Source organism: Polaribacter marinivivus (genome assembly GCF_042651285.1).
Lineage (GTDB): Bacteria > Bacteroidota > Bacteroidia > Flavobacteriales > Flavobacteriaceae > Polaribacter > Polaribacter marinivivus.
In genome coordinates, this window is the sequence record NZ_JBHSCY010000001.1 from 1,677,489 (window position 1) to 1,698,375 (window position 20,887).

A 20,887-nucleotide genomic window follows, 5' to 3' on the forward strand; every position below is an offset into this window, starting at 1 on the left:
ATACGAGTTTTATAATTACCCCCAAATATGAGCAAAAAGAAAATAGTTTTAGCCGAAGACAATTCAGTACTTTCCCTATTATTAAAATTTAGGTTAGAAAAAGATGGGTATCATCTTTTAATGGCTAAAAATGGTAAAGAAGCAATTGAACTTATAGAGAATGAAAATCCAGATTTAATTCTTACAGATATAATGATGGATTACGTAAGCGGATTAGAGGTTATAAGTCATGTTAGAAATAAATTAGAAAGTAAAACTCCAATTTTAGTTTTTTCTTCTTCTGGTCAAGAGGAGATGGTATTAAAAGCATTTAATTTAGGTGCTAATGATTTTATGAGCAAACCTTTAAGTCCTAATGAGCTATCTATAAGAGTTAAAAGAATGCTTCTTTAAATATGATTTATGCAATTTACTTTATTTGAAGCTGTAATTTGGTCTTTAGTTATAGTACTAGCTATAATAATAGTTATCCTTATTTTCTATTTAAAAATACTAAGACGCAATATTAGGGTTAAAGAGAAGAATAATATAAAGTATCGCGAAAAAATTGAAAAATTACTTATCGAATATATTTATGCTGAAGAAGAAGGTGAGTTACTTAGTATAAAGCAAAAAGCAATTATTAAACAATTTAAAAAAGGACTAGTAAGTAAAAGAAAAAGAATAATAATTACAGAAACTTTTTTACAATTAGATCAGCAGGTAGCAGGTCATATGATAGAGCAAATGAATAGCCTTTATAAAAAAATTGGGTTATTAAATTATGCAATTAAAAAATTAAGAAGTAAACAATGGCATATTGTAGCTATTGGTATCAAAGATTTAAGGCACTTTAAAGTAAAAAGAGTAAGAAATTCAATTTCTAAACTAATAAACCATCACAGAGAAGAAGTAAGAAGAGAGGCTCATTTGTATTTTATTGAATTATTTGGTTTTGAGGGTTTAAATTTTTTAGATAACTTAAAAGTTCCATTGTCTGAATGGGATCAAATTTTATTACTAGGTGAAGTAGAAAACTTTGAATATGATGAAACGTTAGATTTAAAAAAATGGTTAGAATCTAACAATGATTACGTTGTTTTATTTGTATTAAATATTGTAAAATTATTTAATAGGTTAGAAACAAAAGATACTTTAATTGATTTGTTACAGCATAAAAATGCAGAAATTAGAATAAAAACTATAGATATAATTACCCATTTTGAAATTTTAGAAGCCAAGGAATTTATTATTCAAAGATTTAGTGAAATTTCTGATAAAGAAAAAGTTGCATTCTTTAAGTATTTAGAAAAAGTAGCCGAAATTGAGGATGCCATGTTTTTAATAGAACATGTAAATAACACTAATTTCGAAATAAAACATAGAGCTTTAAAAATTTTAAAAAGAGTTGATGTAAACTTATATAATAAGTTAGAAAAAAACTCTGAAGATGCTGAATATAATAGAATAATCGATTATTTAGATGTAAGTTATGGAGTATGATTATATCATAAGAAATATTGTACTTGTTTTTCATTACTTCTTTTTAGTATTTACTGTACTAATAGTTGGTTCTTATGTTATTTTGGCTGTTTTCTCATCTAGAGAAACAATAGAGTACCTTAAAAAAAATAGTTTTGTAAATTATAAAGATTTACTTACTTCTGATGTAGCTCCTTCTATTTCAATCATTGCACCAGCCTATAATGAGAGTCTAAATATTGTTGAAAATGTTAGATCTCTTCTTTCTACACATTATGTAAATTATGATGTTATTATTGTAAATGATGGAAGTAAAGATGATAGTTTAGAAAAACTTATAAAAGCTTACGATTTAGAAAGAATAGAGTATTTGATAAATCAAAGAGTACCAACAAAGCCTTTAAGAGCAGGAGTATTTAAATCTAAAAATCCAGCATTCGAAAAACTTATAGTTGTAGACAAAGAAAATGGAGGTAAAGCAGATGCTCTAAATTGTGGAATAAATATAAGTGAAAGTAGATATTTAGCATGTATAGATGTAGATTGTTTGTTATTGGAAGATTCTCTACAAAGAATGGTAAAACCCTTTTTAGAATATACAGACAGAAAAGTAATTGCTTCTGGAGGTGTTATTAGAATCGCAAATTCCTGTAAAATCGAAGATGGAAAGCTGTTAGAAGTAAATTATCCAGATAAATGGTTAGAGCGTTGTCAAATTTTAGAATATTTACGATCTTTTTTATTAGGCAGAATGGCTTGGGCAAGATTAAATGGCTTACTTGTTATTTCTGGTGCTTTCGGATTGTTTGATAGAGAAATAGCTATAAAAGTTGGGGGTTATGATACCAAAACTGTTGGTGAAGATATGGAGATTATTGTTCGTATGCGAAGATATATGGAAGAAGAAAAGTTACCCTATAAAGTAGCTTATATTCCTGACCCTTTATGTTGGACAGAGGCTCCTGATAATAGAAAGATATTTATTTCTCAAAGAAATAGATGGACAAGAGGAACCATAGAAGTTTTAAAGATCCATAAAAAAATAAGATGGAATCCTAATTATGGAGTATTAGGTATGTTAAGTTATCCTTATTGGATGATTTTCGAAAGATATGCGCCAATTGTAGAAGTCTTAGGAATGATTTATTTTATTTTCTTAATAATTTATCAACCTTTAAGCTGGTCTTTTATTTTAGGGCTATTTCTCTTGGTCTATTTATTTTCTTTATTATTCTCTTTTGTAGCTATATTTACTGAAGAGTTTACATATCATCAATATAAAAGAAAGGGTATTGGTTTTAAATTAATATTAACTGTTTTTTTAGAGCCTTTTATTTTACATCCATTAGTGCTTTATGCTGCAATGAGAGGTAATTACGATTATTATTTTAATAAAAAGAAAAAATGGGGAGTCATGGTAAGAAAAGGGCTCTCAAAGTCATAAAGTTTAACGATTAAAATCCTCCAGAAGTTATGAGTTTTAAAAAGTTTAATTCTAATTTACAGACCTACATAATTATATGTTTTTCATTGTTATTATGTTATTGGTTAATTGGTTTATATGAAGTTTTTTCGATGCTTTTTATTGGTAGAGAGTTACCAAGCTTATTAAAAGTTATTGGGTTTAAGTTTTTAAATCATTTACTCACTATACTTTTTGTTTTTGTAATATTTTATCCTATTTATTTTCTTTTAAGTAGAAAAAAATTAAACATTGCAGTTATAACTATAAAGGTGCTTTTTATATTACTTATATTATCAGAATTAGCATTAACAAAATATAGTTTAACTACATTACTTAATTTAGGTGCAGATTTATTAGGTTATTCTTTAGATGATATAATGCTTACTGTAACTTCATCAGAAAGTGCCTCTTTTTTAAGTTACTTGCCTTTTTTAATATTTCCAGTATTATTTTTAGCTAGTTGTTTTTTCTTAAGAAAATCAATGTTTTTTAAATATTCTGGTCGTGTTTTTATAACATTAACACTTGTAGTAGTTGTTATGAAATTCGCCAATAAAGATTTTTCAAATGCAATTTATCAAAATAAAACATACTTTTTTATAGCTGATGTATTACGAGTTCAAATCGAAAAAAATGCTATTGATGCTGAAATAGCAAATGGGGGAGAAGAGTACCCTCTTTTAAAAGCTTCTAGTAGTTATGAAGATGTATTAGGTAGTTACTTTAATTTAGGAACAGAAAAACCAAATATTGTATTTATTCTTGTTGAAGGTTTAGGTTCAGAATTTGTTGGAGATAGACAATTTAGCGGATTTACACCTTACCTAAATTCTTTAATACCTAAGTCGCTTTTTTGGGATAATTTTTTAAGCAACACAGGTAGGACTTTTGGAGCTTTACCTTCTATTATGGCTTCTGTGCCATTTGGAGAGAAAGGTTTTTTAGAACTAGAAGAAACGCCTTCTCATCATTCATTATTTAGTATTTTAAAGAATAATGGCTACTCTACTTCTTTTTATTCTGGAGATCAGTCTAGTTTTGATAAAAAAATAAATTTCTTAGAATATAATGATGTTGAAAATATTATTGATGAAAATCAATATGAGAGTTCTTATAAAAAGTCTGTAAATAAGTCAACAGGATTTTCTTGGGGCTTTTCAGATTATGAGATTTTTCAAAAAACATTGGCAACTATAGATCAAATTCCTAATCCAAGATTTGATTTAATTACAACACAAACCATTCATGAGCCATTTGAGTTTCCTTTACAAGAGGAATACATGAAAAAAATTGATAAACTACTTAATTCTGATCAGAAATTTAATACATCAAAAAAACAGTTAAGTAGCTATAAAAATATATTTGCAACCATTTTATATGCTGATAATAGTATAGAAATGTTTATGAATAATTACAAAAAGAGACCAGATTATAAGAATACAATTTTTATTATTTCAGGCGATCATAGAGTAATACCAATTGCACAAAAAGACAAGTTGTGCAGATTTAATGTGCCTTTTATTATTTATAGTCCTATGCTTAAAGAGGCCAAGAAAATGAAATCAATTAATTCACATTTTGATGTGCCTCCAACTTTATTAGCTTTCTTAGCTAATAACTATGATGTTAGTTTACCTAAAAAAGTAGCTTGGATTGGAGAAGGTATAGATACCACTGCAAATTTCACCAACAAACATAATATACCTTTAATGCGTTATAAAGGAACAATAAATGATTATTTGTACAAAGAATATATGTTTTCTGATGGTAGATTATATAAAATTAAAGAAGATTTTAATACAGTTGAGGTAACAGATGAACAAGTTTTAGATACTATAAAAAAACAATTAAAAGCATTTAAGAATTTGAATGCATATGTTACTAAAAATGATAAAATAATATCAGAGAACACAAATACTGCAGTATTAAAAAGGTATAAATTTTCTGATGAAGAAAAAGAACGATTAGAAAAAATTACAACAGATATGAATCCTGATCAAATGTTTGAGTTAGCAAGACAAAAAGCATTTAACAATCAAAGAGATTCAGCTAGGCTAATTTGTAATTATATTTTAAAAACTTCTCCAAATTATATAGATGTTAGAATATTAAAAGGAAGAACTTTAGCTTGGGATAAACAGTATGCTATTGCAGAAGAAGAGCTTAAAAATGCTTTAAAAAGATCTCCTTATTACTATGATTCTTATTTAGCTTTATTAGATGTGTATTGGTGGTCTTCTCAAAATGAAAAAGCCATAGATATTTTTAATAAAGCAAAAGAAAGAGATATAAATAATGATGAAATTGCTTTTAAGTTGGCAAGAGCATACAAAACAATGAATAAGAATAATGAAGCTCTTAAAATTATGGATAGTATTCTTAAAAAGAATCCCAATAATAGTCAATATATCAACTTTAAAAATTCATTAAAATGATACACTTTTCAAAAATTAATTTAATTTTTTTGTTGATTATTACTTGTACTGCTTATTCACTTCAATCTCAACAAAAAGAATTTAAAGGCAACCCAGATACTGCTTTTAAAGTTGCTAGAGAATTGGCTTTTAATGGTAAAAGAAAACAAGCACAAGATTCTTTAAAATTAATACTTACAAAATACCCCAATTATCTTGATATTAGAGCCTTTTTGGCTAGTACATATTCTTGGGATGGTAACTACAATTCAGCAAGAAAAGAATTTGAATATGTATTAGAAAAAGATGAAAATAGAAAAGCAGATTGGATAGCTTACATAAAAAATGAACAATATGCAGAGAAGTATTATAAAGCTTTGCAATTATCAGAAAAAGCACTAAAAATTTTCCCAAATGATTATGATCTTCTATTACTAAAAGGGAAGTCTCAATTTAATAGAGGAAATAAAGAAGATGCATTAGAGACGATTGATGAAGCTATTTTAATTCATCCAGAGAATAAAGATTTACTAAATTATAAAACTTCTTTAGAAAGAAATTTAAGTACTAATACAATTGGGCTAAGTGTGTCATTAGATTATTATGACTTAGATAAAAATAATGGCAGAGCAAATATGTATTACAGTACTTTAAGTTATGCCAGACAAACCAAATTCGGAAGTATAAATGCTAAATTAAATTACTCAAATAGATTTGAAACAGATAACTATCAATTTGAGTTAGACTTATATCCAAGAATAGCAAACGGACTTTATGCATACGTAAGTGGAGGTTTCTCTAATAGTCCCTTAAATCCAACACAAAGATATGGTTTCGAATTATTTAAATCTTTACCTGCGAGTTTAGAATTGTCTGCAGGTTTTAGATGGCTTAAATTTTCTACAGAAACTACCATTTGGACAGGTTCTTTAGGATGGTATACAGGAAATAGTTATTGGGCTTTTAGAACATATATAACTCCTGGAGATCCTGGAGCAAGTAAATCTGGAAGATTAATTTATAGAAAATATAGAAGTGATGCAGATAACTACTGGACTTTTGAAGTTGGTTTTGGTGCATCACCTGCTTTAGATAGATTTGCACCTGGTTTTACAGGAGATGAGATTTTTCAATTAGATTCACAAGCATTAGTATTAGGCTACTTTTTTTCTACAAAAAACAAGAAAAACTTATGGTCTTTTAATGTAAGTGCTTTTAGAGAAGAAAAGCCTTTTGCTAAAGGAGATTATTTTGTGTATACTTCTTTGGGTGTAAGTTATTCAATTCGTTTTAAATAAATTATAGATTAGCTTTAATCATTCGATCATTACCAAACAAATCTTTACGTAACTCAATATTCTTAAACCCTTTTTTAGATAACATTACTTTAGTTTCTTGACCTAAATATTGGTTGATTTCAAAAAAAAGTAAACCGTTTTTAGTTAAATGATTTTTTGCTAAATCTGCAATTTTGCTGTAAAAAATCAAAGGATTTGAGTCACTTACAAATAAAGCAGAATGAGGTTCATTTTGTAAAACATTATTATTTATTTCCACTTTTTCTAACTCCCTAACATAAGGTGGATTCGATACTATAACATCAAAAGAAGTTTCTAATTCTTTAGTTAATAAAATGTCTTTTTCTATAAAATTGATATTTACCTCATTTAATTTAGCATTTTGTTTTGCAATTTCTATAGCTTCTTTTGAGATATCTATAGCAGAAACAGATAAATTTTTATTTTTTTTAGCTAATGAAATTGCTATACAACCAGAGCCTGTACCAATATCTAGAATCGAAGTTTTTTTCTTTTTTTGAAACTCTAACTTTTGTAAAACCCATTCTACTAATTCTTCTGTTTCTGGTCTAGGAATTAAAGTGTCTTTTGTCACTAAAAAAGGATAACCATAAAACTCAGTTTTACCTAAAATATATTGAATAGGCTCTTCTTTCTTTAGTCGATTAAGAGCTTTTTCAAATTTTAAAAAATCAGTGTTTTCAATTATTTTATTTGGTTGCAAACTAAAATCAATTCTTTGTAAATCAAGATATTCTTCAATCAAATAAAAGAAAAAAGTATTGATTTCTGTTTTTGGATATAGTTTAGAAAGACTATTTAAATAATGCGTTTTTAATTCTTTTAGAGTCATAAAAAATTATAATAAAGGACTTAAAAATCTAGAAAGTCTTTCTAGTGTTTTCTGTTTATTAGATCTGTTTAAAAAATCTTCTAAAACTATTTTTGTTGCAGCATTTTTTTGCTTTTCAAATTCACTATTAACTTCTTTAACCTTTTCTTTATCAAATGCAATTAAGTTTAATTCATAATTGTGTTCAAAACTTCTACAATCAAAATTTGTAGAGCCTATAGAAACTATATCATCATCTATGAAAATAACTTTGCTATGTGAAAAATCATCACGTAAATATATGTTTACACCTGCTTTTAAAAGTGTTTCAAAATAAGAGTACATGCTGTATGTTGCTATATTAGAATCACTTTTTTTTGGTAAAACTAAGTTTACTACAACACCACTTAATGCAGTTGTTTTAAATGCTTCTAGAATAGAAAAAGTAGGAATAAAATATGGGTTTAAAACATTAACACTTTTTTCTGCTAGCATTATAAAACTTAGATATTGTTGCATCACCACAGATTGTTCGTAATCTGGACCACTTGATACTATTTGCACTTTAGATTTACCTTCTGTATCATATGTTTTCGTGTATTTTTCTTCTTTACTTAAATCTTTATTTGTGGCATAATAATAGTCTTTTAAAAAAGATTTATGAATGCTTTGTACTGCACAACCTTCAATTTTTATATGAGCATCTTCCCAAATACCTAAGTCAGATTTTTCTTTTACATAATTATCAGAAATATTTACACCACCTGCAAAACCGACTTTGTTGTCTATTATTGCAATTTTTCTATGATTTCTAAAGTTTACAGAAAACAAAAAGCTTCCAAATCTAAAGGGTGTCTCTGGGTATATTTCCACACCAATTTCTTTTAGAGTTTTTTTTGTTGATGATTTTAGTTCATGACTTCCTAACAAGTCATATAATATTCTAACTTCAACATTTTCTTTTCTTTTTTCTTTAATAATATCTATAATGTTAGAAAGTACTTTACCATCTTCTATGATGTAATATTGTAAATGAATAAATTCTTTAGCGTTTTTAAGAGCTTTATATAGCTCATCAATAGCTTCTTTACCACTTTTTAAAATGGTGATTTTATTACCCTCTTTTAATGGAGCTTTGGTATTATTAAAAATTAGATTCGATATTTTTTTAGCTTTTTCACTTTCAAGAATAGAAACATCATTTTTATATTCAGTTTTTAAATTTTCTCTTAAATACTTTTTTCTTTTTTTAGATTCTCTTAGTTCAAAATACTTAATTTTTCTTCTGTTAATACCAAATAAAATAAAGGTAAAAACACCAAGAAAAGGGAATAGAAGTGTAATTAAAATCCAACTTAAAGATTTAGATGGTTTTACGCCAAAATATAAAATATTGTAAAATGCCCAACTAAATAAGATGAGATGAATTGCTAATAAAACATAGTAAATCATTTAATTAATTTCTTTAATCATCCAAACATTACAGTTGTAATGGCATGTGTTACCCATTGGTTTATCTAAGTTTTTAAAACCATATTTATTATATAATTTAACTGCGGCTTTCATATAAGGTAGTGTCTCTAAATAACAAGTTTCAAAACCTAATTCTTTTGCTTTTTCTAAACAGATGGTAATTAATTTAGAACCTAACCCTTTGCCTCTTGCAATGGGTAGAAAGTACATCTTTTGAAGCTCGCAAACATTACCATCATAATTATCTAATTGAGCTATACCTGCACCACCAACAATTGTATTATAATGTTCTAAAACAAAATAACTACTTTTTTCTTTTTGATAGGTTTCAAACATAGTATCAGTAGCTTTATCTTCATAAGCTGTACCTACTTTAGGTGCTCCCATTTCTAAAATTACACTTCTAATAATTTTAGCAACTTCCTTATTATCAGTAGGTTTTATTTCTCTTATAATAAAATCTTTACTTGTCATTTATTACTGTATTTTTGTAACTGCAAGTTACAGTTTTTCAAAAGAATTTTATGAAGCATAATTTATATCTTTTAATACTTTTATTCATTCTAATAGGATGTTCTGTAACCAAACAACCTGTTTTTATAAAAGTAGATAATATTAAAATTACAAGTATATCATCTGATACAATTCGATTAAAAGCAGAAGCTTTTTTTGAAAACCCAAATGATGTTGGAGGTAAAATTTCTACAGATGAAATTAAAGTTCTTGCAAACGGAATTGAAGTTGCACAAGTATCCTCTGAAGATTTTAAAGTCCCTGCAAAAAAAGCATTTGCAATTCCTTTACAAGCAAAAGTGCCTATAAAAAAATTATTGAGCACAAATAAAAATGGAGTTTTAGGAGGGTTATTAAATTCGTTTTTAACAAAAAAAGTAACAGTTCGTTTAAAAGGAAATTTAGAATATGTTGTTTTTGGATTTAAAAAAGAATTTCTTGTAGATAAAACTAAAGAAGTAAAAATTAAATTCTAGCTTTTTAATGACATCTGACGAAATATACATGAATAGATGTTTGCAGATTGCAAAAAACGGAATTGGACTAACAAGACCAAACCCAAGTGTGGGTGCAGTAATTGTTTATAAAAATAAAATTTTAGGAGAAGGTTTCACTTCTGCTTTTGGAGGTAATCATGCAGAGGTTAATGCTATTAATGCAGTAAAAGACAAATCACTTTTAAAAGAGGCAACAATTTACGTCACATTAGAACCATGCTCACATTTTGGCAAAACTCCACCTTGTGCAGATTTAATTGTAAAACATCAATTTAAGAAAGCAATTATTGGTTGTTTAGATACTAATAGTTTAGTTGCTGGAAGAGGTGTAAAACGACTAGAAAAAGCAGGGATAGAAGTATTAACAGGCGTTTTAGAAAAAGATTGTAGAAAGCATCATAAACGCTTTTTTACTGATCAAGAAAAGCAAAGACCTTATATTATTTTAAAATGGGCAGAAACTCAAGATGGTTTTATAGCTACTAAAAACAAAGAAGGTCAAAAACCAGTTTGGATTTCGAATACGTATTCACAACAGTTGGTGCACAAATTAAGAGCTAAAGAAAACGCTATTTTAGTAGGTACAAATACAGTTTTAGCTGATAATCCAAAATTAAATGTACGAAGCTGGTCAGGTCAAAATCCTGTTAGAGTTGTTTTAGATAAAAATTTAAGAATACCTGATGATACTTTTATCTATGACTCTTCTATAAAAACAATTATAGTTACTGAAACTAAAAAGATAAGTACAATAAATAATACTGTTTTTGAAAACATAGATTTTAATAAAAATATTGCAAAACAAGTTTGTGATGTTTTAAAAAAACATGATATACAATCTGTTATCATTGAAGGAGGTGCAAAAACATTGCAAACTTTTATTGATAGTAATTTATGGGATGAAGCTCTTGTTTTTAAAAGTGAAGTATGTTTTAGAGAAGGTGTTAAAGCTCCTAATTTTCATGCAAAAATTAGTACTGAACTAAATATAAAAGGAGACAAATTAAAAACATATTATAATGATTAAAAATATCATTTTTGACTTTGGAGATATTTTTATCAATTTAGATAAAGTTAAGTTTGCAGAAGAAATACAAAAATTAGGAATTCCACAATATCAAGATGAGGTTATTCAAATACTTCATAAATATGAAATGGGCTTAGTTTCTACAGATTATTTTTTATCTCATTTTCATGAAACTTATCATATAGACAAAGAAGCTTTAGTAACTGCATGGAATTCTATTTTACTTGATTTTCCAAAAAAACGTTTCGATTTTTTAAAAGACTTGATGCTTTCAAATAAATACAGGTTGTTTCTTTTGAGTAATACAAATGATTTGCATATTTCTTGGATTAAAAAGAATTGGGGTTTAGAATTGTATAATGATTTTAAAAATTGCTTTGAACAATTTTATTTATCTCATGAAATTCATTTTAGAAAACCAAATGCAGATATTTATGAGTTTGTTTTAACTAAAAATCAACTAAAAGTACATGAAACTTTTTTTATTGATGATACAAAAGAAAACACAGATGCAGCCTCTAAATTAGGAATACATGTTTGGAATTTAAATCCAAAAAACGAAGATGTAACAGAACTATTTTTAAAACACAATTTAAATTGATTTACTTAGCATTAAGCATACTTTTTTCCTCGGGCTTATTTATTATTTTTAAACTTTTTGGGGTTTATAAAATAGATGCATTAAAAGCAATTGTGGTTAATTATTTAGTTGCTTTAACATTTGGTTTTTTAAATGCAAATAGAACATTTTCTGTTGCTGAAATTATAGATCAAAATTGGTTTTTTGGAGCAGTAATTTTAGGAGCTATGTTTGTAAGTGTCTTTTTTGTTATGGCAAAAACATCACAAGTAAATGGAGTTTCTGTGGCATCAGTAGCAGGTAAAATGTCTGTGGTTATTCCTGTCTTTTTTGGAGTTTTTCTTTACAATGAAACTGTTACCATGTTAAAAATATCTGGTATTGTAATTGCTTTAATAGCTGTTTATTTGGCATCAGTAAAAAATGATAATGTTTTTAAAGGAAAGTCTAATTTATTATTTCCTGCATTACTTTTTATTGGTTCTGGTTTTATAGATACTTTTTTAAAATATATAGAAACTAATTATGTTTTAAAAGAAGATGTTTCTATTTTTTCAGGAACATTATTTGGTATTGCTGCAATTTTTGGAATCATTATTTTGGCCTTAAAAAGTATTAAAAAAGCTGAAGCTTTTGGTGTTAAAAACATCATAGCAGGTATTGTTTTAGGTATACCAAATTATTACTCTATCATTTTTTTAATAAAAGCCCTTCAAGTAGAAGGTTTTGAGAGTTCTACATTATTCACTTTAAATAATGTGGGTATTGTAATATTTTCAACAATTATTGGAGTAATTCTTTTTAAAGAAAAGCTTACCTCAAAAAATATTTTAGGAATCATTTTAGCAATATTGGGTATTGTTATGGTAACATTTGCATCATGATTATAGATATTTTTAAAACCATAAAATCTGCTTCAGAAGAAACACTTTTTAAAGACAAAAACAGTAAATTTTATGGTTTTGCATTTCCTGTAAATAATGAAGATGAAGTTAAAAATGAGTTAGAAAAAGTAAAAAAGATACATCCAAATGCAGGTCATCATTGTTATGCGTATCAGATAGGAGTTGAGGATATAATATATAGAGCAAATGATGATGGAGAACCAAATAACTCAGCAGGAATGCCTATTTATGGACAAATTCAATCTTTTGATATTACAAATGTTTTAATTGTTGTTGTGCGTTATTTTGGTGGTACAAAATTGGGTGTTTCTGGTTTAATTAATGCTTATAGATCATCAGCAAAAATTACAATTGAATCTTCAGAAATAATTGAAAAAACGGTTGAAGTATATTTTAAAATTATTTTTGAGTATGATATGATGAGTAAAGTACTTCGAATTTTAAAAGAAAAAAATATTGAAATAATTCAGCAAAAATTAGAATTGAATTGTGAATATATTATTACAGTTCGTAAAAAAGAATCAAAATCTATATTAGAGTTTTTTAAAAACTTGTATAAAGTGGAAATTAAAGCATTAGAATCCTAATTTTTTTAAAAGTGTATCTGGGCATTTTATGGGTTTATTTGTTTTCATATCCATAAATGCTAATACAGTATTTCCTGTACATAGAATTTCCTGATTTTTATTTCGTATAACATAATCAAATTCTATTTTAACTAAAGGCTCTTTTTTAAGTTTAGTTTCAACTGTTAAAACATCATCATATAGAGCAGATTTTATAAAATTACATTTTAAAGAGATAACAGGAAGCATTATTCCGCTGATTTCCATATCTTTGTATGTAATCCCTAAAGAACGAAGCCATTCAGTACGTCCAAGTTCAAAATATTGTGCATAATTTCCGTGATAAACTACCCCCATTTGGTCAGTTTCTCCATAACGTACTCTAAATGAGGATAAATGACTGTTCAAGTTCAATTTTTTGTTTAATTCATTCGAATTTTACGCAAAAAAAAGTTATAAATCAATAGCAAATTCATTTTTTTTTAATGAATTTTATTCACACATTTGTAAAGCTTTTGAGAAAGAGGTTATCCAACCTAAAACAACTAAATTTAATAATCCAAAATTTACCTATAAAGTAAATGAATCACACAGCCGAATCCGTTTGGAATGATTGCCTGTCTTTTATAAAAGACAACATTAAACCACAAGCATTTAAAACTTGGTTTGAACCTATTAAACCAGTTAAACTTTCAGGAGAGGCTTTAACAATACAAGTACCTAGTAAATTTTTTTATGAATGGTTAGAAGAGCATTATATTAAATTATTAAGAGTTGCTCTAGTAAAACATTTGGGTAGTGATGCTAAATTGATTTATGATGTAAGAATGGAAAACACTTACAGTAGTAATAGACCACAAACTGTAAAAATTCCTAGTTCTAATAGAAATCCATTAAAATCTCAAAAAGTAACTGTTCCTTTAGAATCTAATAAAAGAGAACTTAGAAACCCATTTATAATTCCAGGTTTACAAAAAGTAAAAATAGAGTCTCAATTAAATCCAAATTATAGTTTTGTAAATTTTGTTGAAGGAGATTCTAATAGATTAGCACGCTCTGCAGGTATGGCTGTTGCAAATAAGCCAGGAGGAACATCATTTAATCCATTATTAATTTATGGTGGTGTTGGTTTAGGTAAAACTCATTTAGCTCATGCTATTGGAGTTGATATAAAAGATAAATATCCAGATAAAACAGTTTTATATATTTCTTCAGAAAAGTTTACACAACAATTTATTGATTCTGTAAAATCGAATACTAGAAATGATTTTATTCATTTTTATCAAATGATTGATGTTTTAATTATTGATGATGTTCAATTCCTTTCTGGTAAAGCTGGTACACAAGATGTATTTTTCCATATATTTAATCACTTGCACCAAAATGGAAAGCAAGTAATATTAACATCAGATAAAGCGCCTGTAGATATGCAAGACATAGAACAGCGTTTGTTATCTCGTTTTAAATGGGGATTATCAGCTGAATTACAAGCACCAGATTATGAAACAAGAATTTCTATTTTAGAAAATAAATTGTTTAGAGATGGTGTAGAAATGCCAGAAGAAATTATAGAATATATTGCTCAGAACATAAAGTCTAATGTTAGAGAATTAGAGGGTGTTATCATCTCAATGATTGCTCAAGCTTCTTTTAACAGAAGAGAATTCTCTATTGAATTAGCAAAACAGATTGTAGATAAGTTTGTAAAAAATACAAAGAAAGAAGTTTCTATAGATTACATTCAGAAAGAAGTTTCTAAATACTTTGATATGGATGTAGCTACATTACAGTCTAAAACTAGAAAAAGGCATATTGTACAAGCAAGACAATTGGCTATGTATTTTGCAAAAAGATTAACTAAAACATCTTTAGCTAGCATTGGAAATCAAATTGGACAAAGAGATCATGCCACTGTTTTACATGCTTGTAAAACTGTAGATAATTTATCTGAAACAGATAAGCAGTTTCGTAAATATGTAGATGATCTAACTAAAAAACTAACTTTTTAAATTTTGCCTCGTTTACGAGGCTTTTTTATTTATGGTAAAAGTATTAATGGTTTGCTTGGGTAATATTTGTAGATCTCCATTAGCTCAAGGTATATTAGAATCAAAAGTAAATTTAGATAAAGTTTTTGTTGATTCTGCTGGTACTGCTGCATATCATGTAGGAAATTTACCTGATGAACGTTCAATAGACGTTGCTCGTAATTACGGAATAAATATTACCAACCAAAGAGCAAGAAAATTTACAGTACAAGATTTTGATGAGTTTGATTATATTTATGCTATGGATATAAGTAATTATCAAAACATTTTAATGTTGGCTAGAGGTGAAGAAGATGAGAATAAGGTTAGATTAATTTTAAACGAAATATATCCATCTGAAAATAAATCTGTTCCAGATCCATATTATGGAGGTAATCAAGGATTTGAAAACGTTTATCAAATGCTAGATGAAGCATGTGATGTGATTAGTAAAAAGCTATAATAATGAAAGGCAAATTATATTTAATACCAACTACTTTAGGAGAAACTGAACCTTTAGAGGTAATGCCTTTATCTGTTAAAAAAGTAATTGAGCAGATAGATTATTATATAGTAGAAAATGAAAAAACAGCAAGAAGGTTTATCAAAAAAATAAGTCCTAAAAAACAGCAATCATTACTAACCATTAAAAAGTTAGATAAATATGCAGAAGAAGTTGAAACTTTAAAATATTTAGATGTTTGCGAACAAGGTATTAATGTTGGATTACTTTCTGAAGCAGGTGTTCCAGCAATTGCAGATCCTGGAGCAAGTATTGTAAAGTTAGCACACGAAAAAGCGATTCAGGTTGTGCCATTAGTAGGGCCATCTTCTATTTTATTAGCAATGATGAGTTCTGGAATGAATGGACAAAACTTTGCTTTTAATGGCTATTTGCCTATTGATAAGGCTGAAAGAAAGAAAGCTATTAAAGAATTAGAAAAGATTTCTTTTGATAAAAAACAATCTCAAATTTTTATAGAAACTCCTTACAGAAATGAAAAAATGTTAGCAGATTTAAAAGCGACATTATCACCTACAACAAATCTATGTATTGCAGCAGACATAACTTTAAGCTCAGAGTATATAAAAACGCTATCAATTAAAGATTGGAAATACCAACAGCCAGATTTACATAAAAGACCAGCTATTTTTATAATTCAGAAATAATTAGACTTTTGCTTTTCTATCAGCAGTAATGTTCGCGACATTATAATTCGAAAACTTTTTTAAATATTGAGAGATAGTAGCTCCATAAGCATCTTCGAAAATAGTTTCTCCATTACTTCTTAAAAACTTTTTTACATTGCCTGCACCACCTAAATGCGCTGCAGCAAGTATACCAGATTCAGTAATTTTAATACCATTAATAGTTTTACCAACAGAACGTTTTATATCTTTTCTTAATATCCATTTGTTTACTTTACAATAAGCTACAAAAGCTTTTTCTTGTAACTCAGGATTTTTTAAAAAAGCATCTGTATTATAAATGCCAATTCTTTTTAAAGTGTTTTTACCAAATTGATATTTACCTAAATAACCTAAAGTATTAACAACAGAATATTTTCCTTGTGACTCTTTAAAAGCAACAGCTTCTTTAAAAGCAACAAAGTTTTTATCTAAATAAGGTATATTGTAATCTACATTTACTGGATAGTGAACAGTTTTGTTCTTTTTCTTTTCTAAAGAAGTAGTTGTTGCACTCACTAAAAAGAAAACAACAGCTAAAAATAAAAACTTTTTGATCATAATTAATCTTTTTGTTTTATGATGCAAAGTTATATCTGGTTTTTTAAATAACTGATAATTAGTGTATTAATTTCGTCGAAATTACGATTTAACAATATGAAACGTAAAAAATTTAGTATTAATGAACTACTACAACGTTTCTTATTGTGAAATTTTAAAAAAATTAATGAATTTTAACAGAATTTGATGTTGCTTGTTATCTTCTAATTCCTTGTTTATTTAACCAATTTTGGTATTTGGCAGCATTTCTATTATGCTGTGCTAATGATTTTGCAAATTTATGATACCCAATTCTATCAATATCTGCACACATATAGTAATAATTATGATTTTCTGCATTTAAAACAGCATCAATAGTATTAATGTCTGGCATTGCTATTTGTGAAGGAGGTAATCCTCTATACTTATATGTATTATAGGGTGAGTTTATTTCTAAATCAGTTTTTAAAACTCTTTTTACAATGTAATCTCTACCTTTAACTTCTTTTATGGCATAAATTATGGTTGGGTCTGCTTGTAAGGGCCATCCTTTTTGCAAACGATTTAAATATAAACCAGCTACAATAGGTCTTTCTTCTCTTTTAGCTGTTTCTTTTTGAACTATTGAAGCTAGAGTAATGACTTCGTTTTTGGTTAAGTTTAATTTTTTTGCTTTTTGAATTCTATTTGTGTTCCAGAAAGTTTTATAATTCTTTAATAATTTTTCTCTAAAATTATCAGCAGAAACATTCCAATAAAACTCATAAGTATTTGGTAAGCAAATTTGTAAAACAGTTTTATTATTAAAGTTGTTTTGTTTTAAAAATGTTTGGTTTGTAAAAGACTGTAAAATAGCTAATGAATCAACTTCTAGTTGTTCTGCTATTCTACCTGCAAAATCGTATAATGTATTTTGGTTATTAAAAGATACTTTTACAGGTGTTTGATTACCACTTCTTAATAAATTAACTAATTCATTATTAGACATGTTTTCTTTGATTACATATCTTCCAGATTTTGGAGTTTTAAAATTCTTTTTATTAGCGACCCAAATAAAATTGGAAATATCTTTTACAAAAGGATTTAGTTTTTTTGAAAGTGAATTAAAATCATCTGTAGATGTGATATATAAATCACCTTGTTTTATGGTGCTATTTCCGAAAATTTTAAAATAAAAATTTAAACCAATTGCTAATACAGTGATAAATAAAACTGTGGTAATGATATAAATAAACTTTCTACTCAATTTCTTTATTTTAAATTGTAAAATTACTTATTTATTAATTGATATAAAATTTCACTTTTGTAATTATTGTTAGTGAAAATCCAATCTTTTTTGATACCAGTTTTCACAAAGTTATTTTTTTCAAAAAGCGAAATACTTTTGCTATTATCTTCAGTAATATTAGCATATAACTGATGTAAATCTAAATGTGTAAAAGTGTAATTAATTAGTAAAGATAATGCTTCAAAGGCATATCCTTTTTCTTGAAAATCTGGGTGAATTAAAATACCAATACCTGCTCTTTTATGTTTAGGATTAAAATCAAATAGATCTATCATACCCACCTGTTGGTTTGTATTATTCTCTTCAATAATTAAACGTAATTGCTTTGCTTGATAAATATCTAAATGAGCATTTTCTAAATATAATTTTAGCATATATTTCGAAAATGGAGTTTGAGTGTGGCTAACTTGCCAAAAAGATTCATTATTTTCTATTTGATATAAAAAATTTAAATCTTCTTTTTCTAAAGCTCTTAGCTTAATATTCTTGCCTAAAAGTGTGTTCATCAAATTGAAATATTTCCTTTAAAAACAAATTGAGCAGGTCCAATTAAAAAAATATTATTATAGATACCATTTTCTTCTTTAAAACTTACCTCTAAATTTCCTCCTTCAACTGGTAAATAAATATGATTACTTTTTGTTTTATTTGTTTTGTGCATTGCAACAGCAACAGCTGTAACACCTGTACCACAAGCTAAAGTTTCATTTTCAACTCCTTTTTCATAGGTTCTAACTTTAAAAGTATCATTGTTAAGTTGCTCAACAAAATTTACATTACTACCTGGTTCAGCATAAGAATACCTAATTTCTTTTCCTTTTTCATAAACAGGAAAATCTTTTAACTCATTTACCATTTCTACATGATGCTGAGTACCTGTATAAGCAAAAACTGAATTTTCTTGAATTTTAATTTCCTCTACATCTATCATTTTTAATGAAACGATTGAGTTATTAATTTCTGCAAAATGCTCTCCATCAACTGCTAAAAAATGTGTTTTTGAGTCTATAATGCCTAGTTGTTTTGCAAAAGCAACTGTACATCTACCTCCATTTCCACAAAAGGTTTCACTTGCATCTGGGTTGTAGTAAATCATTTTAAAATCAAAATCATCATCATTTTCAATTAGAATTACACCATCTGCACCAATACCAAAATGTCTGTCACACAATTGTGAAATTATGTCAGTTTTTTCTTTTGGAAAGGTTTTTGTTCTGTTATCTATCATAACAAAATCATTTCCTGTACCTTGATATTTAAAAAACATTAAATTCATGATACAAATGTAGTGATTTTGCTAGTAAATAAGTGCTGTTAAATTGTGGTTAAAAACCGTTAAAACCTAGTTAAACAGATTTTTGTAAAATGTTAAAATTGTATATTTGATTTATTAAATTTTAGAATTATGAAGAAATTTTTTGGATTTTTAGGAATGGCAATTTTAGGAGGTGCAGTTACTTTAGGAGGCTATAAAATGCTAATTGAAGAACCAGTTACAATTCAGCAAAATTCGCCAGAAACGCTCTCAACTATTCAGACTAGTTATAAACCTGCATTCAATTCCAATGAAACATCAAGTGCAGATGCTATTTCTATTGATTTTAGATTAGCAGCAAAGAAAACAGTTAACTCTGTAGTGCATGTTAAAAATACTGCCATCAGAACGCAAAATAATCCTTTTGCAGAATTATTCTTTGGAGGCAATAGTACTCGTAAATTTGAACAAGTTGGTACAGGAAGTGGAGTTATAATATCTGCAGATGGTTACATAGTAACTAATAACCATGTTATTGAATCTGCAAATGATATAGAAATTACACTTAACAATAAAAAGAAATATAAAGCAGAATTAGTTGGTGCTGATAAAAGTAATGATATAGCATTATTAAAAATTAATGCAGATGTTGATTTACCTTTTACATCTTTTGCAAATTCAGATAATGTACAAATAGGAGAGTGGGTATTGGCTGTTGGTAATCCTTATAACTTAACATCTACAGTAACAGCAGGTATTGTAAGCGCAAAAGGTAGAGATTTAGAAGGTAATGGAAATATAGAATCTTTTATACAAACAGATGCTGCTGTAAATCCTGGAAATAGTGGAGGAGCTTTAGTAAATGCTAGAGGAGAATTAGTAGGTATAAATACAGCAATTTCATCTAGAACTGGTTCTTTTGTTGGTTATTCATTTGCAGTACCTTCTAATATTGCAAAGAAAATTGTAGATGATATTCTTGAGTTTGGAGCTGTACAAGAAGCTATTCTTGGTATTGCAATTGATCCAAAATATGATGAAGAAGGTGTTAAAATAGGTGAGGTATATTATGAAGAAGGAACTAAAACTTCTGAATTAAAGAAAGGTGATATCATTAAGAAAGTTAATAATGTAAAAATTACTAAGTTTTCTGAACTTAGAGGTCAATTAGTAGCAAAAAGACCAGGAGAATATGTAGATATTACTGTTGAAAGAGATGGTGAATTGGTTACTAAAAAAGTATTATTAAATAAGAAAAGCACTTATATTTCTAGAGCTTTAGGTGTTTCTTTAAAAGATTTATCTGATAAAGAAAAGAAAAAATATGATGTTAAAGGTGGTGCAAAAATTATAGAAAACATCAATAGAAGTTTAGATTATTATGGTGTTAAAAAAGGCTTTATTATTACTAAAATCAATAAAAAACCAGTTTTAACTGCTGCAGAAGCTAAAAGAGTAATTGATAATAGTTTTGGAAATGGTAATCCTATTTACTTAGAGTTAATAAATTTAAAAGGAGAAATAGAACGTTACGCAATTAGATAAAAACTATATTAAA

General features: G+C 27.1%; 22 protein-coding genes. 14 read left to right on the forward strand and 8 right to left on the reverse strand.

Annotated elements, in window-relative coordinates:
* The first annotated feature begins 27 nt into the window (after positions 1 to 27).
* From ACFOWD_RS07900 to ACFOWD_RS07920, 5 genes are read left to right on the forward strand one after another with little or no spacing between them, the layout of a single operon-like run.
* Positions 28 to 393: a response regulator gene (locus ACFOWD_RS07900; RefSeq protein WP_377409539.1), complete on the forward strand. Its 366-nt coding sequence runs from the start codon at positions 28 to 30 to the stop codon at positions 391 to 393.
* Positions 394 to 402: 9 nt separating this feature from the next.
* Entirely contained in the window at positions 403 to 1,482 is a 1,080-nt protein-coding gene (locus tag ACFOWD_RS07905; RefSeq protein WP_377409541.1) for a hypothetical protein, read from the forward strand.
* A complete protein-coding gene (locus ACFOWD_RS07910) occupies positions 1,472 to 2,905 on the forward strand; it encodes a glycosyltransferase family 2 protein (protein WP_298995430.1) in 1,434 nt (477 codons plus the stop codon). Before ACFOWD_RS07905 ends, ACFOWD_RS07910 begins: the two co-directional genes overlap by 11 nt.
* Before the next feature lie 29 nt (positions 2,906 to 2,934).
* Positions 2,935 to 5,361 carry a sulfatase-like hydrolase/transferase gene (locus ACFOWD_RS07915; protein WP_377409543.1) on the forward strand — a complete coding sequence of 809 codons (2,427 nt, stop codon included), beginning with the start codon at positions 2,935 to 2,937 and terminating at the stop codon, positions 5,359 to 5,361.
* A complete protein-coding gene (locus ACFOWD_RS07920; protein ID WP_377409545.1) occupies positions 5,358 to 6,638 on the forward strand; it encodes a YaiO family outer membrane beta-barrel protein in 1,281 nt (426 codons plus the stop codon). Before ACFOWD_RS07915 ends, ACFOWD_RS07920 begins: the two co-directional genes overlap by 4 nt.
* Before the next feature lies 1 nt (position 6,639).
* Here ACFOWD_RS07920 and prmC read toward each other — a convergent pair whose 3' ends face one another.
* The 3 genes from prmC to ACFOWD_RS07935 are packed head-to-tail and all read right to left on the reverse strand — an operon-like array spanning position 6,640 to position 9,417.
* Positions 6,640 to 7,491, reverse strand: coding sequence for a peptide chain release factor N(5)-glutamine methyltransferase (gene prmC, locus ACFOWD_RS07925; RefSeq protein ID WP_377409547.1), 852 nt, complete (start codon positions 7,489 to 7,491; stop codon positions 6,640 to 6,642).
* A gap of 6 nt (positions 7,492 to 7,497) precedes the next feature.
* Positions 7,498 to 8,922 carry a cardiolipin synthase gene (gene cls, locus ACFOWD_RS07930; RefSeq protein ID WP_377409549.1) on the reverse strand — a complete coding sequence of 475 codons (1,425 nt, stop codon included), beginning with the start codon at positions 8,920 to 8,922 and terminating at the stop codon, positions 7,498 to 7,500.
* The gene (locus tag ACFOWD_RS07935; protein ID WP_377409551.1) at positions 8,923 to 9,417 is read right to left on the reverse strand and encodes a GNAT family N-acetyltransferase; all 495 of its coding nucleotides are present in this window, start codon (positions 9,415 to 9,417) and stop codon (positions 8,923 to 8,925) included.
* 50 nt (positions 9,418 to 9,467) lie between these two features.
* On the opposite strand from ACFOWD_RS07935, the gene ACFOWD_RS07940 reads away from it, so the two are divergent.
* Genes ACFOWD_RS07940 through ACFOWD_RS07960 form a run of 5 tightly spaced genes read left to right on the forward strand, consistent with a single transcriptional unit; the run spans position 9,468 to position 13,052 of the window.
* Positions 9,468 to 9,932, forward strand: a complete 465-nt coding sequence (locus ACFOWD_RS07940) for an LEA type 2 family protein (protein ID WP_377409553.1) — start codon at positions 9,468 to 9,470, stop codon at positions 9,930 to 9,932.
* Between the two features lie 7 nt (positions 9,933 to 9,939).
* Positions 9,940 to 10,980, forward strand: coding sequence for a bifunctional diaminohydroxyphosphoribosylaminopyrimidine deaminase/5-amino-6-(5-phosphoribosylamino)uracil reductase RibD (gene ribD, locus ACFOWD_RS07945; RefSeq protein ID WP_377409555.1), 1,041 nt, complete (start codon positions 9,940 to 9,942; stop codon positions 10,978 to 10,980).
* The gene (locus ACFOWD_RS07950; protein ID WP_377409557.1) at positions 10,973 to 11,581 is read left to right on the forward strand and encodes an HAD-IA family hydrolase; all 609 of its coding nucleotides are present in this window, start codon (positions 10,973 to 10,975) and stop codon (positions 11,579 to 11,581) included. The genes ribD and ACFOWD_RS07950 overlap by 8 nt, the downstream gene beginning before the upstream one ends.
* Positions 11,578 to 12,444 carry an EamA family transporter gene (locus ACFOWD_RS07955; protein ID WP_377409559.1) on the forward strand — a complete coding sequence of 289 codons (867 nt, stop codon included), beginning with the start codon at positions 11,578 to 11,580 and terminating at the stop codon, positions 12,442 to 12,444. Before ACFOWD_RS07950 ends, ACFOWD_RS07955 begins: the two co-directional genes overlap by 4 nt.
* Positions 12,441 to 13,052, forward strand: a complete 612-nt coding sequence (locus ACFOWD_RS07960) for an IMPACT family protein (RefSeq protein ID WP_377409561.1) — start codon at positions 12,441 to 12,443, stop codon at positions 13,050 to 13,052. The genes ACFOWD_RS07955 and ACFOWD_RS07960 overlap by 4 nt, the downstream gene beginning before the upstream one ends.
* Here the strand turns inward: ACFOWD_RS07960 and ACFOWD_RS07965 are convergent.
* Positions 13,041 to 13,439, reverse strand: coding sequence for an acyl-CoA thioesterase (locus ACFOWD_RS07965; protein ID WP_298995462.1), 399 nt, complete (start codon positions 13,437 to 13,439; stop codon positions 13,041 to 13,043). The genes ACFOWD_RS07960 and ACFOWD_RS07965 overlap by 12 nt on opposite strands.
* Positions 13,440 to 13,612: 173 nt before the next feature.
* On the opposite strand from ACFOWD_RS07965, the gene dnaA reads away from it, so the two are divergent.
* Genes dnaA through ACFOWD_RS07980 form a run of 3 tightly spaced genes read left to right on the forward strand, consistent with a single transcriptional unit; the run spans position 13,613 to position 16,228 of the window.
* Positions 13,613 to 15,040 (forward strand): chromosomal replication initiator protein DnaA, encoded by a 1,428-nt coding sequence (dnaA, locus tag ACFOWD_RS07970; protein WP_377409563.1) that lies wholly within the window; start codon positions 13,613 to 13,615, stop codon positions 15,038 to 15,040.
* A 31-nt stretch (positions 15,041 to 15,071) separates the two neighbouring features.
* Positions 15,072 to 15,521, forward strand: a complete 450-nt coding sequence (locus ACFOWD_RS07975) for a low molecular weight protein-tyrosine-phosphatase (protein ID WP_377409565.1) — start codon at positions 15,072 to 15,074, stop codon at positions 15,519 to 15,521.
* Positions 15,522 to 15,523: 2 nt separating this feature from the next.
* Positions 15,524 to 16,228 carry an SAM-dependent methyltransferase gene (locus tag ACFOWD_RS07980; RefSeq protein WP_377409567.1) on the forward strand — a complete coding sequence of 235 codons (705 nt, stop codon included), beginning with the start codon at positions 15,524 to 15,526 and terminating at the stop codon, positions 16,226 to 16,228.
* On the opposite strand, the gene ACFOWD_RS07985 is transcribed toward ACFOWD_RS07980, so the two are convergent.
* From ACFOWD_RS07985 to dapF, 4 genes are all read right to left on the reverse strand, one after another.
* Positions 16,229 to 16,807, reverse strand: a complete 579-nt coding sequence (locus tag ACFOWD_RS07985) for a peptidoglycan-binding protein LysM (RefSeq protein WP_377409569.1) — start codon at positions 16,805 to 16,807, stop codon at positions 16,229 to 16,231.
* A gap of 196 nt (positions 16,808 to 17,003) precedes the next feature.
* Positions 17,004 to 18,032: an endolytic transglycosylase MltG gene (gene mltG, locus ACFOWD_RS07990; RefSeq protein ID WP_377409571.1), complete on the reverse strand. Its 1,029-nt coding sequence runs from the start codon at positions 18,030 to 18,032 to the stop codon at positions 17,004 to 17,006.
* A 23-nt stretch (positions 18,033 to 18,055) separates the two neighbouring features.
* The gene (locus ACFOWD_RS07995; protein WP_377409573.1) at positions 18,056 to 18,580 is read right to left on the reverse strand and encodes a GNAT family N-acetyltransferase; all 525 of its coding nucleotides are present in this window, start codon (positions 18,578 to 18,580) and stop codon (positions 18,056 to 18,058) included.
* The gene (gene dapF / locus ACFOWD_RS08000; protein WP_377409575.1) at positions 18,580 to 19,350 is read right to left on the reverse strand and encodes a diaminopimelate epimerase; all 771 of its coding nucleotides are present in this window, start codon (positions 19,348 to 19,350) and stop codon (positions 18,580 to 18,582) included. Before dapF ends, ACFOWD_RS07995 begins: the two co-directional genes overlap by 1 nt.
* Before the next feature lie 129 nt (positions 19,351 to 19,479).
* On the opposite strand from dapF, the gene ACFOWD_RS08005 reads away from it, so the two are divergent.
* Positions 19,480 to 20,874 carry a trypsin-like peptidase domain-containing protein gene (locus ACFOWD_RS08005; RefSeq protein ID WP_377409577.1) on the forward strand — a complete coding sequence of 465 codons (1,395 nt, stop codon included), beginning with the start codon at positions 19,480 to 19,482 and terminating at the stop codon, positions 20,872 to 20,874.
* The last annotated feature ends 13 nt before the right edge of the window (positions 20,875 to 20,887 follow it).